Here is an 18,232-nt window from a genome sequence, read left to right as displayed (position 1 = left end):
CTAATCAATTATTCAATATCTTCACATCGAACTAACAACTGTTCCATAGCTTCTGCCAAAGATATCAACTCTGTCCAAGAAGAACCACTGACTAAATCTTGAGCATGAGCCAATCGGTTTCGCAAGTGTTCGGCAGATTTTAAAAAACGCTCTCCAGAACGCTTGGATTTCAGCCCAAGCTGTTTGAGTAGTTCTGGTTGCTGCAAAACTAATTCCCGCTTGTCACAAAATTGAATGTAATCAAGTAAATCTGTGGCTTCGTTTCTTTCTTGACTCTCTTGCCACAGCCGTCTGGCAATTTCTACCCTCTCTGATTTTAGAACTTTTTGCCAGGAATCTTGGGAGTAGTAACGTCTTACCAAACGAAGCAGATTCATCTCCAGTAGGGTCAACAAACCAAACAGGAGCATTCTGACTGGTGCTTTTTGCAAGTCTCCATAGGTGACAATTCCACTGACTCTGTTGCAATCAAGCACAAAAAGTCTGGAAGTCTGTTGCAAGATAGGTAATAACTTCATTAAAGGTGTAGAGATAGCAATTAATTCTTTTGGGTGAAAAACTTTCTGGTAATCGCTGCACTTACCTTGTTTGTCTCTCAAACTGTTCCGTTCTAGATAACCGCTAACAGCACCTTCTGACTCTACTCCAATGACATCAAAATCTTGTATGACCATCCAATGCCAGACTTCTGCTACATCTGCATCTGCTGGAACTGCTTTGAGGGGTTCAGCCACATATTCAATAGTAATGCTGTTTTCAAACAGGTTTCTTAAATCTTGAGAACGAGATTTTAAATGTTTCATTTTTACGCGATCGAACGTCAAGCGCCCAGACCAAAATAGCCCAGGCGCTTGAATATTAGGTTGCAGATAACCTTCTGCTAGGTCGAAATCATTAAGCGTGCATCATTCCCATCATCTTGCAGTGTTCAGCGCATTTGCGACAAGCAGCTGCACATTCCATCATCTTGGAATCGTCGCTCATTTGTTCGCACATCATTGCACACTTCTCGCACATTTCCGCACAAAGCATACAGGTTCGATGCATGAACTCAGAACCACTCATCATCATATTCATTGCCATCATGCACATTTCAGAACAATCACGCATCATGCTCATCATGCCCATGTCCATATGCTTGCCACTTTTTGTCATGCAGTGAGTCATGGTTTCCATGCACATTTTGTGGCAGTCCATGCAAGCCTGCATGCAAGTTTGCATTTCAGCTGTCATGTTTTCATTCATCATCATCATCATCATAAGTAAATTCCTCCTGATAGTGGACTTATTTCGTACATTAACCGTGTCTTTTTTAAATGTCAATCAGGAAATTATGACAGAATTTTAAACATGACTTTATCGATAAATTTAGGGGAATTTTATGTTCAATTTCACACAATTTAGTGTACTTTTTCTATTACCACGTGACAAAGGCTTGCTAATTTAAGGTAAAAATCTCCCCTTAAAGTAAGGAGATTTGTAGAACAAATTGTAAGATTGGGATATATGGGAATTAAGGTTGAATGTTTTGTAAGATTTTCTTGACAATTGAGTTTATTTCGTAAATAAAAAGCGATTTTTATAATACAAATCTTAAATAAACGTAAGGTTTTTAGTGATTCTTATTCTCCAAAGCAGCCATCCCCCGTACAACGTCAAAATCCCCAAAGAATTATGAATCAAGCCTTCACGACTCAACACATGACTCCAGAAGCGATAGCTTCGCTCCTGCCCAGAGGGCAGATCGCAAGGCTTGTCAACGACCTACCCGCTCGTATCAAAGCTGCACTTTTGGAAAAGTCTGCTGAACTTGAATGTTCCCTCAAAGCTACAATCGCTCGGGGCAATCTCCCGTTTTCTAGATCAAAAAGCGTTGAGCTTTGAGGACTGTCTACTTGCTCAACGTCTGAAAGAGGGGGAGCGTTAGATTTGCTGTAGTAGCTATCATTGGCATAAAAGACAAGCCAGGTAGCACTAAGGAAGCGATCGCACTTGTTCCTGCATTACGTAGATACCTGCCGAAGTCAGGAACTTCTTTCAGGTTATTTAGTATCTTTACCGACGGGTTATGATGGAGAGTTTAGTCCTGGAATAAAGGCTTTAGTCATAAGCCTTTATTATAGTTGCAATAAAGACCACTCTTCTAATCTCGCAATTTTAATAAACGATTTCCCGCCTTAGCTAGAGTTTCAGGTTTTTTACTAAAACAAAATCGAATGTATTTTTGTCCAGCCTCTGGTTTGGAGAAAAAGCTAGAACCGGGAACTACTGCTACTCCAATTTCTTTAATTAAAAACGTAGCAAATTCCATAGCAGTTTTGTTAGTAAAGGAAGTTATATCTGCAAAAATGTAGTACGCTCCTTTAGGAATAAAGTAAGGCATTCCTACTTTATCTAAAATCTGGATTATACTGTTTCGCTTTTCCTGGTAAAGGTTTGCTAGTTCTTGATAATAACTAATTGGTAGTTTCATTGCTGCTACCCCAGCCCGTTGCAAGGGTGCGGGGGAACCGACAGTTAGAAAGTCGTGAACTTTGCGAATGGCTCCAGTTAATTCTGGATTTGCTATGATATACCCGACGCGCCAACCCGTTACACTATAAGTTTTAGACAACCCATTAATGGTGATTGTCCGCTCTTCCATTCCCGGTAAGGTTGCTATTGCAATGTGCTGGCTTCCGTCGTAGAGAATGTGCTCGTAAATTTCGTCAGTAAATGCCAGTACGTCCCATTTTTGGCAAAGTTCGGCAATTAAAGTTAGCTCTTCACGGCTAAACACTTTTCCCGTTGGATTGTGGGGCGTGTTAATTATGATAGCTTTTGTGCGATCGCTAAATGCCTGACGCAATTCGGCTTCATCAAATGTCCAATCAGGTGGATTGAGGGACACGTAACGGGGAGTGGCATTTGCTATGATTGCATCGGGTCCGTAATTTTCATAATAAGGTTCAAAGATAATAACCTCGTCGCCTGGATTTACAGTAGCAAGCATTGTAGCTGCCATGGCTTCTGTCGAACCACAAGTTACTGTAATTTGCCGTTCGGGGTCAATATCTAAACCCAGATACCAGCGAACTTTTTCTGCCAAGGCATGACGGAAAGCGCGATCGCCCCAAGTGATGGCATACTGGTTAATATCTGCTGTAATTGCGTCACAGGCAGCTTGTTTCAATTCTTCCGGACAGGGAAAATCAGGAAAGCCCTGTGCTAAATTTACAGCGTTGTGTTGCAATGCAATTCGGGTCATTTCACGAATGACCGATTCTGTAAATTGACTTGCTTTGATGGAAATTTTTTGCTTTTGCACCTGAGCCACCTTATCGCTTCATTCATCATAAGTCTCAAGTTTAATATACGGTTGCTTGATTTAAGTACTGTATTTATGACATTGGCTCGCAGTTACCAGACCATCGGTTACGTAAGGGACGACAGCCTGTAGCAAGGAGTAGCGTTGGGGATTGCCCACTAGATTAAAAGAAAATTTTCTACAATTTGTCAATTTTGGGCGATTTTTAATAAATAATATTTTCCGAAAAGAGAATAGGTTGTTTTGAAGTCATAATATGTCCCCCTTAGCAATTTATATTGAAGAGATCAAAATGGAGCTTGTTATTGGACTGTTAATAGTAGGAGCGATTTTGGCTGGTACAAGCATTGTTGGCAACAAAAAACGTAGCAACATCGGTCATACTGATAGCAGCTCGTGGAGTATCGATCTTGGAAACTGGAGTAGTAGCGATAGTAGTGATGGCGGTAGCGATGGTGGCGACTGCGGTGGTGGTGACTGCGGTGGTGGTGACTGCGGTGGTGGTGACTGAGGGACTTGTGAATGAGGTTGGCAGATTCGGCGTTTCTTCTGTTAGCTGATATCTGAGGCGCGATCGACCTCGATCATGCATGAGTTTTTATTTATACAATCTTTGTCTATATCAAGTTTTGATAAAACCCAAGCTGCCTCAGTCTAGCAATTAAGCTGAACGCTTGTTGGTACAAGCCTTTGACCCAGGTGCTTGACTTTGCGTGTTTTCTACAATAAATTACCTAAATATAATAATTTACAGGCAGTGCAGGTATTACAATTGAGACACATGAATCGGAATTTCTCAATGAATTAATACATGAAGCCGTAGAACAAGTTATGCACAATACAACAAGAGCACAGCCTACAGGACTGAGTTTAGAGCTTTTTCACGTTCAAACGAACACTTCGTTTGACTTGCCATTAAATTTTACTGTTCTTCGTATTGGTAAACCAAAAGACCAAATAGCACCAGATATCAACGTTGTTAACTTACCCAATGCTGACTTTGTTTCTCGTCTTCATGCGGAACTTCATGTAGAAAAAGGCACTTATTATCTCCTAGATATGAACAGTGCAAATGGTACGTTTGTCAACAGCATCAGGCTGAAGCCAGGAAAGCGCCACAAACTCAACTTTGGTGACAAAATCGATTTGGGATCGGGAGGGAACGTCACATTTTTGTTTTTGAATAAGCAGACTCCGGTTGTCCAATCCGAGCAAACTGCGTTGAACCACTTACCTACAGTGATTCAGGTTGAATTGTTGGCAAACAGCAAGCCATCTCTTGTAGAGCGTTCTAACAAATTTGCAGGCGTAATGGTGATGCTTTTAGGTGTAGTGATTTTAGCAATCAATATACCCATTGGGATTAAAATGCGTCTTCCTGGTGTTATACTGTGCGCTGTAGCCGTAGGAGCGTTATCTTTACCACGTATCAACCAGAACGTAGGATGGCTTTTGATGGGATTGGGAATCTCAATTATGTTGTTTACAGAAAAAGCCTTTGCACCAATACCCCTGTTAGCTATCCTTGCAGGTTCCAGTCTGATAATAGCTGGATATCGCTTGTATACTAGCGAGAAACTGTGGAATTTCAGTTTCCCTGGCAAGATGCGAAAAAAATAACTTCTTGAAGGATAAAGTGTGAAGGATGAAGTGTAGAGTAAATACATAAACAAATTTGGGGATTGATATTCATTTTTTTTGAAGATGAAAGGTAAATTTTTTTATCCTTTATCCTTTATCCTTTTAAATTATGTCTTTAATTTTGACCAACACCCAACAGTGGTGCAAGAACTACGAAGCAGCTTCTGCAAAAGACAAACATTTGTTGATGGTAGAGGCGCTAGAAAATGCAATTCCACCAAGAGCGATTGAGGAATGCGATTTGGGGATGTTGCTTGTAGAACTCGTTGATGAGATAGATAGCAATAATCTCATTTCAGATGCTCTAGCACTGATTGAAAAAGTGCAGCACCAGCAACCCGATCTTTATGCTCGCGAATTTCAATATCTGGATAGCCTGCGGGTAAAGTATTACCTTTTTTCCAAGCAACCAGAACTCTTGAGATCTTGTCTGGCTCAATTTAAGAACGATCCTGTTAGCGGTATCGATCGCATGATGTCTTCCGTTATTGAGTATCTGCGATTTTATGGTGCAACGCGGGAAATCGTTGATTTATGCAAGAGTACTTATCAGCCTATTAAAAATTCACGAGAAGTACTTCCCGGTACAGAGGATGAACTAGCAGGCGTCATCCTAATCGATCTTATGGAAACAGTTTACCGAGAGTTACAACAAGGTGGAGCAGTTGATTGGGATGCATTTGGCGATGCAGCCAAGCAGTATGTAACGGAAGAACCTCAACTTTGGATTGCGGAAGTTCGTCGCAACTTAACTAAAGAAATAGAAATCAACCAACAATTTTTTACTGATTTTAAATCAGAACAGAAACGGGATGATAATCTACGTGCTTTATCATTGGCGTTTTCTATTTATATGGCTGCTCAAAAACAAGTCAGTTTTATCACAAGCCAAAGAATTTGGGGCTCTGTTTTTGAATTTTTGAGTGCGCGAGAGTTACCGCGCAACGAATTGGGTTATCCCGATCGCTTCTTTACTTTTTCTGAAGAAACATTAGACAAACATATTGCCCAATTGATTGGGGGACTGTTATCTGATGGTCAGGTTGAAGCAGCAGCCGTACTTTGGGGAATTCCTTATGTCTATGACTTTTTATTGAACAAGCAAGTCATCGGACAAGCAATACACCAAGAGGTTATTGCTGTGACAAGTGTACTGAAACCAAAAATGATTGAGGTTTTCGAGCGGTACTTGTGGCAATTAGATTTTGTCCATCGTTGGTTACCTCCCGATAGTGTTGTTGAGGCTGATTTCACTGCTGAAGCTGCTTTGTTTGCCAGCAGTATTGAAAAAGTAACCCCTCTTGCCACTGAACCAGGTAAAGGCAATCTTGAATCTTTTTACAATCAATTTAAAGACTTTAATTCAGATATAACTGATAACAAAGAAGCCCCATTTTTGCCAAATCCAAGACTATTCGAGCCACCCGATATAAAACCAGAAAAGCCACCCAAAAAGCGAAAGTCTCCCCTCATGCAAGCAGCAGATCTGTTTGATAGAAATACGTCTTCAAAGGGAAAGCAGAAAAAGAAGAAGAAGTGATAGCAATCTTATTTGAGTCAGAACAAGGGAGACAAGGGAGACAAGGAAGAGGTGTTTGTAACTCAGTGAGGAGTGCTATTTTTTTATGAAAAGGTTTAATGTAGGGTGGGCAATGCTGACCCTACGTATATTTCAAAAATCAAATAAGAGCCTTCTAATATTATGTTATTTTTATTACATCAACAACACTCAATATTTTCCTGCTTCCTGTCATGAGAAAATTTAGTGCAATTTCTGCTACATTTGTCTTTTTGACTTTAGCTTTTAATGTTTTGCCAACGCACGCTCAATCGAATAGTAGCTGCACTGCTCAAGCAAGAATAGGACCTGATGCTACCAATAAAATCCTTGCTTTGGGTCGAGCTAAAAATGTTGCTCGTCAAGCAGCGGAAGCCGCTAATGGAGGGATCGAGAATTATCGTGCAGAAAACTCAATGCACGGACCTATTGAACAAGTCCCTTGTGTAGATAATGGTGATGGAACTTGGACATTTACCTTTAAGGGTACAGCGCCTGGTGGCACGACACCAATTGTCGAAAGTGTTGTGACAGTGAACAGTCAAACATTTGAGGTGAAAGTCGATCGCAATACTCCTTTGAGTTCAGTAGACAAGAATCAACAATAAAACTATAGAACAAATCCTAAAATCGTTGGCTTCGGTTTGTAGTTGTCTGTAAAGATAGCGCAACTACAAATCGGTGAAGATGATTCGAGCAAACTTACTTATCGTAAAACAACGAAGAATCATATACTGAGTGTTGTGCTAATCACAGCCTGCGATGTATTAATATATGGATTTGGAGCCTAAATATGGTGAGGTTTTTGTGGAAACAAATCAGCTACCTTTTGGTAGGAATCATGCTGTTTGCACTACTCGCTTCTTGTCAACCAACAGCACCAACAGCTGACTCACAGTCTTCTACAGAGACACCGGGAGCAACACCAACAGCAACACAAGCTCAAACCACACAAACTCTACCTGTAGCCTATGTCGATCGCGAACTAGAAACCCCCGCACAGTTACCGCCATTACCCTATGCTTATGACGCGTTAGAGAAAGTCATTGATGAAGAAACCATGAAACTGCATCACGACAAGCACCACGCAGCATATGTCAACAACTTGAACGATGCATTAAAGAAGCATCCCGAACTGCAAAGCAAAAGTGTAGAATCTCTATTGCGTGACTTAAACGGCGTACCTGAGGATATTCGTAACACAGTACGTAACAATGGAGGCGGACATCTCAATCACACTCTTTTTTGGCAACTTATGAGTCCCCAAGGTGGTGGGGAACCAACAGGCGCAATCGCAACAGAAATAAATCAAACTTTTGGTAGTTTTGATGCTTTTAAAAAACAATTTAACGAAGCAGGAACAAAGCAATTCGGTAGTGGTTGGGTTTGGTTAGTGCGTAATCCCCAAGGTCAACTGCAAATTGTATCGACACCCAATCAAGACAACCCAATTGCTGAGGGATCTTACCCGATTATAGGTAATGACGTATGGGAACATGCATATTACCTCAAATATCGCAACCGTCGTGCTGAGTACTTAGAGAAATGGTGGAACGTGGTGAACTGGTCGGAAGTTAACAAGCGAGCACAAGTCACATCACAGAAACAGACTTAGAATCGTTAGAACCATGTGGTTGGGTTTTCTTCTTTAACCCAACTACTTTACAAGACTTTTATCGGTTATACTACAAAAACATACTACAGTTATCTACTTTTTCAAAAGTTTTTTCTCGATCGGCAGTGATATTTGGCAATAAAAAACAGCATGACAAGAAGCCAAGACAAAAATCCGCAATGGCATTTGAATGACCCACGTACACGAAAATGGATGGTTCAATGCGTCTGGTGTCAAACTATTGGGTATCAAAGAGAAGCACCCGAACAGTTTTTTGGTCGCTACCATTTGATTAAACATTTCCGACCCATGAATCTCGACTCTACAGGAGTCTGTGAGGATTGCAGGAGAGCTTTATTATTCGCGCAAAAGCAGTTTTAGGTATGAGAATATTTTTAGTCAATTCTTTTCTATTTACAGCTATTACATGAAAAGTTAGTTAGAAAGATGAGAGACATGGGCATCTTAAGAGTAGTTCATATTGCGCCTGCTTAACTTTAACTCTCCATGCCTGCATCCAAAACCGATCGACTAACTGCTAGAACTCGGTCAACGTGCCGATCTCTCGCTATACACAACTGGGTAAAATCCTGGCGCAATTTGCTGTCTCACCTTGTTGTGGGTGGTACAGCGTTGGGAGTGAGTGTCGGAGCATTCTTCAGCTACCAAGTTACGCGAAAGCTAACCTTAGAAAACTTGCAGCAAAACGCTCTGTTAAAGGTTGAGCATGGCACTGATGAAATTGATAGTTGGCTGGCAACTCTCAAAACTAGAATTGATATGTTAGCCTATACAGAGCAAGTTCGCTCGGTAAATTGGTCAGTTGCTCAATCTTATTTAAAGGCGGAAGATGCTCGAAGCAAAGATTTTTCCGTATTCGGGCTAACTACCCCAGATGGTTTGCGTGATAGTACTGCTACAAACCTACGGGCAAATGTTCGAGATCGCCAGTGGTTCCAAAAGGCGATGTTGGGAGAAATTTATGTTGATGACCCGGTGATTGCTCGTGCAACGGGGCTTCCGTCCATTTCAATTTCTGCGCCCATTTACAGTAGTAAAAAGTTAGCGCGTTCGCCTATTGGTGTTGTGCATGGAGCAGTAACAGTAGATCGCGTAGCTCAGGCAGTCAATAGTTTAAAGTACGGTCATGGTAGCTATGCTTTTGCCCTCAATTCCAGAGGACAGGCGATCGTTCATCCAAATAGAGCCCTGATGTCAACTGAGGAAAAACCTGCCCCCAGTTTAGTAGAATCATCGGAGCCAAGTTTGGCGAGGATCGCACAAAAGATGGTAAAGCGCAAGCGAGGGATTGAGCTAGTCCAAATGGAAAGCAAGCAGTTGTACATTGCTTTCATGCCTCTGACTCATGCTAACTGGTCACTTGCCTTGGTCATTCCTCGTGAAAATATTGAGTCTAAACTGAGTTGGTTGGATGGCATTGCAGTTGCTGTTGTAAGTTTGACGGGGATGCTTATTGCTGTTTTGGTGTCCGTGCAATCTGCCGAACAATCCCGATTGAAGCAAGCCAAAGCTGAAGCTGAAACTGCCAATCAATTTTTGGAGATGAAAGTGGCAGAACGCACTCACCAACTAGAAGAAGCACGCGATCGCCTAGAGCAACGAGTTGCAGAACGAACGCAGGAGTTACAAGAAACCTTACAACACCTTGCCCAAACTCAATCTCATCTGGTACAAACTGAGAAAATGTCAAGTCTGGGGGAGTTAGTAGCGGGTATTGCCCACGAAATCAACAATCCGGTGAACTTTATTCACGGCAATGTTTTTCATCTGAGCGAGTACATGAGAGATTTATTCTGCGTGATTCATTCCTATCAGCAAAAGTATCCACCCGATTCAGAAATAGAACAGACCCTCGTGGAGATCGATTTAGAGTATCTTGAAAAAGATTTGCCCAAAATTCTAGCTTCAATGAAGATGGGAACCGAGCGTATCCGGGAAATTGTACAGTCGCTTCGCATCTTCTCGCGCATGGATGAGGCAGAGATCAAACCCGTTGACCTGCACTCTGGGATTGATAGTACGTTGCTGATTCTACAACATCGGCTTAAAGCCAAACCAGAACACCCAGAAATTGAGGTTGTTAAACATTACGGCGATCTGCCATTGGTGGAATGCTACGCCGGACAACTCAATCAGGTGTTTATGAATATTCTGACAAATGCAATTGATGCTGTAGAAGGGCGTTTCCGCAATAAGCCGGGTACAGCTTGCTCTCCCGGTCGGATTGCGATCGCAACGGAATTTGACTCAAAGTCACAAGTGAAAATTGTCATTGCAGATAACGGCGTTGGAATGTCTGAAACGGTTAGTCAAAAAATTTTCAACCCATTTTTTACAACAAAACCTGTAGGCAAAGGTACGGGGATGGGACTGTCAATTAGTTATCAAATCGTTGTTGAAAAACATAGGGGTCAGTTGAAATGCCTTTCCACACCAGGGAGCGGAACAGAATTCATCATTCAAATTCCCGTCGAGCAGCCAGTTCTTGAGTCCTTGTAACTTTTTGCTCCAATGATAATTCCACAAACTAAATGGGAATTATAAGCTATGGAAGCAGAAAAAAGTTATGTAAATGGAAGTCTTTGTGCTGAAACTAGCTGGTTATCAAATTTACGAGCCAATTTATTCCAGTATAAAAACTCTAGTTTTTCGAGGACTTAGGAGCGCAGACCAAAAACCAGTTGTTATCAAGCTCCTGCGAAGCGAGTATCCTAGCTTTAACGAACAGGTTCAATTTCGCAATCAGTATACCATCGCCAAAGACTTGAACCTTGAGGGTATTATTCAGACTTACAGCCTGGAAACCTACCGAAATAGTTATGCTCTCATCATGGAAGATTTTGGAGGAATTTCTCTATTTGACTGGAGATTAGAAAGAAATAGCGTTTTTTTAACTGAATTTTTTCATATTGCTCTTCAGCTTGTGACAGCTTTAGACGGATTGTATCGCCATCGAATTATTCACAAAGACATTAAACCTTCAAACATCCTAATTAATCCTACCACTCACCAAGTTAAACTGATAGATTTCAGTCTTGCTTCGCTGCTGCCTAGAGAAAATCCTACCTTGATTAGCCCCAACTTATTAGAAGGAACTTTACCCTATTTATCTCCAGAACAAACTGGGCGCATGAACCGGGGAATTGATTGGCGCAGTGACTTTTACTCCTTAGGTGTGACCTTCTTTGAACTCCTTACCGGACAACTACCTTTCTGCTCAAGCGATCCAATAGAATTGGTTTACAGCCATCTGGCAAAACAACCACCAAAAGCCCATAGCATTAACCCAGAAATTCCTTTAGTCCTCTCAAATATAATCAGCAAGCTGATAGCTAAAAATCCAGAAGACCGCTATCAAAACGTTTTGGGCTTAAAGCACGATCTAGAAAAATGTTTGCATCAGTGGCAAGAAAATCAGTCTATTGACATCTTTGAATTGGGACAACAAGATATCTCAGAACGCTTTGCGATTCCTGAAAAACTCTATGGAAGGGAAAAGGAAGTAGACATTATTATTGAATCCTTTAACAGAGTCTGTGCGGGAAAGACAGAATTCATGCTTGTCGCGGGGTTTTCAGGGATTGGTAAAACAGTCGTTGTCAATGCCGTTCAAAAACCCATTGTACGTCAACGAGGTTACTTTATCAGGGGGAAGTACGACCAATTCCAAAAAAATATTCCCTTCTCTGCATTTGTGCAAGCTTTTCGCGATCTAATCCAGCAACTACTGAGTGAAAGTGATGCACAACTTCAACAATGGAAAGCAAAACTTTTATTAGCTTTAGGAGAAAACGGACAAGTCATTATTGATGTCATCCCCGAATTAGAAAATATAATTGGCGAACAACCATCTGTCATAGAACTTTCAGGAAATGCAGCTACCAATCGATTCAATTTACTATTTAAAAAATTTATTCAAGTTTTTACTACACAAGACCATCCTTTGGTTATATTTCTCGATGATTTGCAATGGGCTGATTCAGCATCTCTAAAACTATTACAATTATTGCTGAGTGAATTTGACATTCGATATTTATTACTTATTGGTGCTTATCGAGATAATGAAGTCTTCGCAGCACATCCTCTTCTGGCGACCTTAGAAGAGATTGGTAAGCTCTCAGTCACTATCAACACAATAACTCTATCAACTCTGAAAAAATGCCATATTAAACATCTGATTGCTGATACTCTTATCTGCTCTTCCGAAATAGCAGAAACTCTTATGGAGTTGGTGTATCAAAAGACAAAAGGAACCCCTTTTTTTATTAACTATTTTCTCAAATCTCTCAATGAAAACGAGTTAATAAAATTTAACTTTAAAACTGGTTCTTGGGAATGTGACATTTCTCAAATTAGAGATTTGGTATTGGCAGATGATGTAGTTGAATTTCTCAAAATCCAATTACAGAATTTACCTAAAAAAACTCAAGAAGTTTTGAAGTTTGCTGCTTGTATTGGTAACTCTTTTAATTTAAAAAAATTATCGATTGTTTGTGAGCACTCTCTAATAGAAACAGCATTTTATTTATGGCAAGCCTTACAAGAAGGATTTATAGTTCCAAAAAATGAAGCTTATAAATTTTTTCAAAAAATATCTGAAACAGATATAACGGATAATCTATTTCTAGAAAAAATAAATATTTGGTCAGTTACCCAAAACATTGAAAATATTACTTATCAATTTTCGCACGATCGCGTGCAACAGGCTGCTTATCTCTTAATACCGGATCGTCAAAAACAATTCATACATTTAAAAATTGGTCAACTCTTGTTGAAGAATACGTCTGATGAAGAACAAGAAGAGATAATATTTGATATCGTCAATCATCTTAACATCGCTGCTCAGTTAATCAACGAGCAATGCCAAAAATATCAACTGATTAAACTCAATTTTAACGCTGGTTGTAAAGCTAAACTATCGACTGCTTATGAACCAGCAGTAAGATATTTCAATTATGCAATTTCCTTGCTAGATACCGATAGCTGGCAAAATCACTATGAGATAACGCTAGCAGTTTATCTAGAAGCAGCAGAAACAGAATATTTAAACACCAATTGCGAACGAGCAATGGAACTGACTGAACTTATCCAGAAACAAGCAATAACCGTGCTCGATCGAGTAAAGGCTTTTCAGTTAAAAATACAGCTTTATCAAACTCAAAGCCAGATGCTGAAAGCCATTGATACAGGAATGCAAGTTTTGGAAATGCTGGAAGTTCCATGGGTAAAACAAAGTCATAAAAGTTCTACTCCTACGTTACCTGCATTAACAGATTTAGAACATATTGCGGTCATGACAGACCCCTATAAATTAGCAGCTTTACAAATATTAACAGCTTTATATCCGCCTGTTTATATTGCTAAGCCGAAAATGGTACCGCAGTTAATCCAAACCATGGTAAATCTTTGTACTCAAAATGGTTATTCTGCATTAGCTGCTTATGCTTATGTTCTTTATGGAATGCTTTTATGCAACAAAGGAGATATTGAGTCCGGATATCATGCTGGCAAATTAGCTCTCGTGTTTTTAGAAAAATTCCATGCTAATGCACTCAAAGCTAAAGTTTATGTTATGTTTAATGCTCACATTAGAATTTGGAAAGAGTCTGCTATAAATACGTGTGATTTTTTCTTAAAAGCTTTACAAAGTGGTCTGGAATTTGGAGATGTAGAATGGGCTTGTTACAGTGCCATGCACTACTGTAAAAACTTATTTATAGTGGAAAAACACTTAGACGTTGTTGAAAAGCAGCAATTAAATTATATTGATTTTTTGCAAAAAAACAAACACTTGTTTGCGATCGCCTACGCTCAAATTTGGCAACAAATAACCTTCAAATTACAAGTTTTATCAAATACCGATAATAAGTCTCTATTTTCAACCGAAGATTCCGAACAGGAAATTTTGTTAAAAATTTGGCAGAAAGAGAAAAATTATATGTCACTCTTTGCTGCTTATTTAGTTAAACTCATTATCCTTTACTTATTTCACAATTATAGTCATGCTGTTAATATAGCAACTATAGGAAAAAAATATTCTGAAGCAGCTCTTGGATTATTTACTATCTGCTTGCATAACTTCTACTATTCATTAGCCCTCCTAGCCGATTATCCCCATGTCACTAAAAGCCAGCAGGTAAAATACCTAAGAATTGTAGGTATGAATCAGCAGAAAATGAAAAAATGGGCGGAGTATGCACCTAGTAACTTTCAACACAAATATGATTTAGTAAAGGCTGAAAAAGCTAAATTATTAGGACAATATTGGCAAGCTGCTGATTTTTACGATCGCGCGATCGCTGGAGCTAAAGAACAAGGCTATATTCAAGAAGAAGCCCTAGCTAACGAATTAGCAGCTAAATTTTATTTAGAATGTAAAAAAGAAAAAATAGCTTTAGTGTATTTAACTGAAGCTTATTATTGCTATATACGCTGGGGAGCAATGGCAAAAGTGAAAGATTTGGAAACCCGCTATGCAGAATTGCTGAATTCCATCTTAACTCCATCTCCATCGCACTTACCATCAGATCCCACTCTCTCGCTATCCACAAAAGTCTTTGCTAGCAGTACAACTGCTTTAAATTCTTTAGACATGATGACGGTAGTACAAGCTTCTCAAGCATTGTCTGGTGAAATTCATCTCGAGCAATTACTCTCCACTTTGATACAAGTGGTTATGAAGAATGCAGGTGCAGATAAATGTGTTTTGATGTTACTTAAGGATAATAATTGGGTGATAGAGGCGATTGCCAAGTCAGAAGGCTCGCAAGAGATTCAACCTAGAGTGCTGCAATCAATACCAATAGATGATAGCTTAGAAATTCCCTGTTCTATCATTCACTATGTGTCTCGGAGCTTAGAAACTATTGTTATTGATAGCGCTGTGGCTCAAATTTCCTTAGAGTCCGATCCATATATTCAATTGAATCAACCCAAAAGTTTCTTGTGTACTCCCATTATTAAACAAGGAAAATTGATTGGTATACTTTATTTGGAAAGTACTTTCGTAACAGGAGTCTTTACACACGAGCGCTTAGAAATTCTGAAGCTCCTTACAACTCAAGCCGCTATTGCTCTAGAAAACGCCCAACTCTACACTCACTTATCACAAACTAGCAACCAGCTAAAACAAGCCAACGAAAAGTTAGAAGATTATGCTCACACTTTAGAGCAAAAAGTTGAAGAACGTACTCAAGAATTAAGTCAGAAGGCAAATCAGCTAGAAACAACATTGCAAGAACTTTATTCAGCTCAATCTCAACTCATTCAAACTGAAAAAATGTCTAGTCTGGGACAGCTTGTAGCTGGTATTGCTCACGAAATCAACAATCCAATTAGCTTTATTTACAGCAATCTAACTCCTGCTAACGAATATGTTATATCCTTAATTGAACTGGTAAAACTCTATCAGAAGTTTTATCCAAATCCAAACCCTGAAATAGAAGAAAAAAAAGCAGATATTGAGCTTGATTTTTTATTGTCTGACTTGCAAAAAATACTAGCCTCCATGCACTTTGGAGCCAAACGCATTCAACAGATTGTTCTATCATTACGTAATTTTTCACGTTTAGATGAAGCCGAAAAGAAATCAGTAGATATTCACTCCGGTATTGATAGTACGTTGTTGCTATTAAAGCACCGATTGAAAGCAAGCGATCCATATCCCAAAATTGAAGTTATTAAAGAGTATGCTCAGATACCAGAAATAACTTGCTATGCTTCTGCTCTCAATCAGGTGTTTATAAATTTGCTGAACAATGCTATAGACGCTTTACAGCAGATGTGGTGTCATGAGTCCTCCCATAACAAAAAACCTACCATTACCATTCGTACTGGTATGAAAGAGACTCAAAAGGCTATTGTTAGTATTGCTGACAATGGCTGTGGGATTGAGGAAACAGTTCTACCAAGAATATTCGACCCTTTCTTTACAACTAAACCTATTGGAAAGGGAACAGGTTTGGGATTATCCATTAGTTATGCTATTGTCGTAGAAAAACATAGAGGTCAATTAACTTGCGTTTCAAAATCGGGATTGGGAGCGGAGTTTATTATTGAGATTCCTCTAAAGTAGGGCTTTGATTTAGCTTTGATTCATAGTCTGCGATCGCTCTTTGGGAAAAACTTTTTGGTTTACTGATTATGGAATTTAAGACCCGGTCAAACTACTGGGTGACAGCCAAATCCGTGTTGTAAGTAATTCATTGGATGCCAATCTGAATATTGTTTGCTTCAAAGGCTTGTCGAACACGTAGACGGAATTCTCGCCCAACGCGCCATTGTTCCATTGGGGCCGTTTTTATCCAAACGCGCACCAGCATTCCTGTATGGGAGAGGTCATCAATGCCCAGGACTTCTGGTAGCTCTGGCAGGATCTCTCGCCATTCAGGTTCGCTATACAGTTGCTTGGATATTTGCCGCAAGACATCAAGCACATGTATTGGGTCATTTTCATAGGCAACTACAATAGAAAAGTCTATTCGCGACCAGAGGCGGGTTAGATTGCTGACATTCGTGATGTTGCTATTAGGAATGGTAATTAATTGACCTTCGTTATTTCGCAACTGAGTCACTCGTAGGTTAAGATTTTCTACCAGTCCGTTCTTGTCCCCAATTTGAATCACATCGCCCACGGCAAACTGATCCTCCATCAAAATCAAGCATCCGTTGATGAGATCTTTCACTAAGCTTTGGGAACCAAACGAAATCGCAAAAGCAATGACTGCCCCTCCTGCAAAAATTGAGCTGGTTGGAACATTGAATAAACTGAGAGTCCAAATAATTCCTAATATCACCAAAACAAAACTAACGAATCCCTTTAAAGCAGACGCAATCGTTGTAGTTCTTAGAGCAATTCGTTGTACTTCTCCAAACGGGAGGAGGGGATTTGCCTTCACTGAATGCATTAAGATCTCGATTGCACTGGTGCTGATGCGGAGCGCTAAACTAATGCCAAACCAAATCGCAATCAATGCGAGTGGTGTTGCCCATACGTAAAGAGTCCATCGCATCAATAGGGGGACTGTGGATATGATGTTAGCAATGCCGATATACCACATCAAAATGAAAATCCATAACAGTGCCCATTTGAGAAATTTGTTAATATCTAATTGACGATTCAGACTAAATTGGTGTTGTAAAGTTGTCAAAAATTGCGCTCGCAAATCTGCAATTTCTCTTGCTTTCATTTCTCCTTCCGTAGTTTCTGATGAAGCGATTGCTTCGGATTTCCGTGCTTTTTCCGCTTCTGCAAGCACTGCTAGTTGCCGTTGATAACGAGCTTCTAGGATTTGTTGCTGACGGGTTAACATTCGTCTCAGAAACCAAATCGTAGTGCTAGCAATCAACAGGCCCAGCAAGATTTGAAATGCCTGTCTTATACGCTGAGCAAGGGCTTTCGGTGACGCTAACTGCTTGAAACGAATCATTTCATCTTGAAGAATCTTTTGCCATTCCTGGGCTAAATTGTCCGGGGTTTTGCCATTAAAGTCGGCATCTGCTTCTGTTACGGTTACCAAGCGAATCGGACGGGTGAATTGATCGTTATGAATTTCAAGGACAGGTCGATTATTCAAGATGGCGACAGTGACAGTTGGTGTCTGTTTAGCACTTAGGGTTCGAGTGAGAATCCTCCACAACCGCTCATTCACCTCTTGTGCCCGGACTTCAATCGGGAGTTTTCCTTCCGGGACTTTATCACGATTAAAAATCGTGGGAGAAGTGACATCAAACAATTTGTTTTTATCTAAAGGCGATTGGATCGGAGCTGTTTCGTACTCCCCATAGCGGCTAACTGTAGATGGAGGATTCAGGGAATCATTGGCAGTCGATGCTGATAGTGAGGGGAGTTGGCTCTGGGCGATCGCACAAGAGCCAAGCACCAGCAAGATCGTCGTTAAACCGATCGGCACAAACCGAATGATTAATCGGCAGAATTGATGGAATAAAAACATAAATATAAAAAACTTATCTGTCTTCAACACATCTCTCTGAGGAATTGATAATAGCGCCACCATCGCCAGAGTGACTTGAGAAATCCATTCCTTCATGTTCATTGATTTCATTTTGAGTGCCATTCCACCTCATGCAA

12 protein-coding genes are annotated in these 18,232 nt (G+C 40.1%); 8 read left to right on the top strand and 4 right to left on the bottom strand.

Annotated elements, in window-relative coordinates; all coding sequences use genetic code 11:
• Positions 1-8: 8 nt before the first annotated feature.
• The 3 genes from AB0756_RS34565 to AB0756_RS34555 form a co-directional block, all read right to left on the bottom strand.
• Positions 9-803, bottom strand: a complete 795-nt coding sequence (locus tag AB0756_RS34565; protein ID WP_038088567.1) for a CBS domain-containing protein — start codon at positions 801-803, stop codon at positions 9-11.
• A gap of 91 nt (positions 804-894) precedes the next feature.
• Complete coding sequence (locus AB0756_RS34560; protein WP_038088564.1) at positions 895-1,257, bottom strand: four-helix bundle copper-binding protein; 363 nt, start codon at positions 1,255-1,257, stop codon at positions 895-897.
• A gap of 886 nt (positions 1,258-2,143) precedes the next feature.
• Positions 2,144-3,307 carry a pyridoxal phosphate-dependent aminotransferase gene (locus tag AB0756_RS34555; protein ID WP_237266050.1) on the bottom strand — a complete coding sequence of 388 codons (1,164 nt, stop codon included), beginning with the start codon at positions 3,305-3,307 and terminating at the stop codon, positions 2,144-2,146.
• Between the two features lie 292 nt (positions 3,308-3,599).
• Here AB0756_RS34555 and AB0756_RS34550 point away from each other — a divergent pair, with 292 nt between their 5' ends.
• From AB0756_RS34550 to AB0756_RS34515, 8 genes are all read left to right on the top strand, one after another.
• Positions 3,600-3,818 carry a hypothetical protein gene (locus AB0756_RS34550; protein WP_137986189.1) on the top strand — a complete coding sequence of 73 codons (219 nt, stop codon included), beginning with the start codon at positions 3,600-3,602 and terminating at the stop codon, positions 3,816-3,818.
• Positions 3,819-4,138: 320 nt separating this feature from the next.
• Positions 4,139-4,927, top strand: coding sequence for an FHA domain-containing protein (locus tag AB0756_RS34545; RefSeq protein ID WP_038088429.1), 789 nt, complete (start codon positions 4,139-4,141; stop codon positions 4,925-4,927).
• A gap of 130 nt (positions 4,928-5,057) precedes the next feature.
• Entirely contained in the window at positions 5,058-6,488 is a 1,431-nt protein-coding gene (locus tag AB0756_RS34540) for a hypothetical protein (protein ID WP_038088426.1), read from the top strand.
• A gap of 212 nt (positions 6,489-6,700) precedes the next feature.
• On the top strand, positions 6,701-7,114 hold the full coding sequence (locus AB0756_RS34535) for a hypothetical protein (protein WP_038088423.1): 414 nt from the start codon (positions 6,701-6,703) through the stop codon (positions 7,112-7,114).
• Between the two features lie 185 nt (positions 7,115-7,299).
• Positions 7,300-8,121 (top strand): superoxide dismutase, encoded by an 822-nt coding sequence (locus tag AB0756_RS34530; RefSeq protein WP_038088420.1) that lies wholly within the window; start codon positions 7,300-7,302, stop codon positions 8,119-8,121.
• 150 nt (positions 8,122-8,271) lie between these two features.
• Entirely contained in the window at positions 8,272-8,502 is a 231-nt protein-coding gene (locus AB0756_RS34525; RefSeq protein ID WP_137986190.1) for a hypothetical protein, read from the top strand.
• Positions 8,503-8,628: 126 nt separating this feature from the next.
• On the top strand, positions 8,629-10,641 hold the full coding sequence (locus tag AB0756_RS34520) for a sensor histidine kinase (protein WP_038088417.1): 2,013 nt from the start codon (positions 8,629-8,631) through the stop codon (positions 10,639-10,641).
• A 73-nt stretch (positions 10,642-10,714) separates the two neighbouring features.
• Complete coding sequence (locus tag AB0756_RS34515) at positions 10,715-16,216, top strand: trifunctional serine/threonine-protein kinase/ATP-binding protein/sensor histidine kinase (RefSeq protein ID WP_038088413.1); 5,502 nt, start codon at positions 10,715-10,717, stop codon at positions 16,214-16,216.
• 127 nt (positions 16,217-16,343) lie between these two features.
• On the opposite strand, the gene AB0756_RS34510 is transcribed toward AB0756_RS34515, so the two are convergent.
• A complete protein-coding gene (locus tag AB0756_RS34510; protein ID WP_408019926.1) occupies positions 16,344-18,206 on the bottom strand; it encodes a mechanosensitive ion channel family protein in 1,863 nt (620 codons plus the stop codon).
• Between the last annotated feature and the right edge of the window lie 26 nt (positions 18,207-18,232).

This window comes from Tolypothrix campylonemoides VB511288_2 (assembly GCF_045999855.1).
Lineage (GTDB): Bacteria > Cyanobacteriota > Cyanobacteriia > Cyanobacteriales > Nostocaceae > Scytonema > Scytonema bouteillei_A.
Note: the sequence above shows the minus strand (reverse complement) of the source record. Positions and strands in the feature narration are given on the sequence as shown.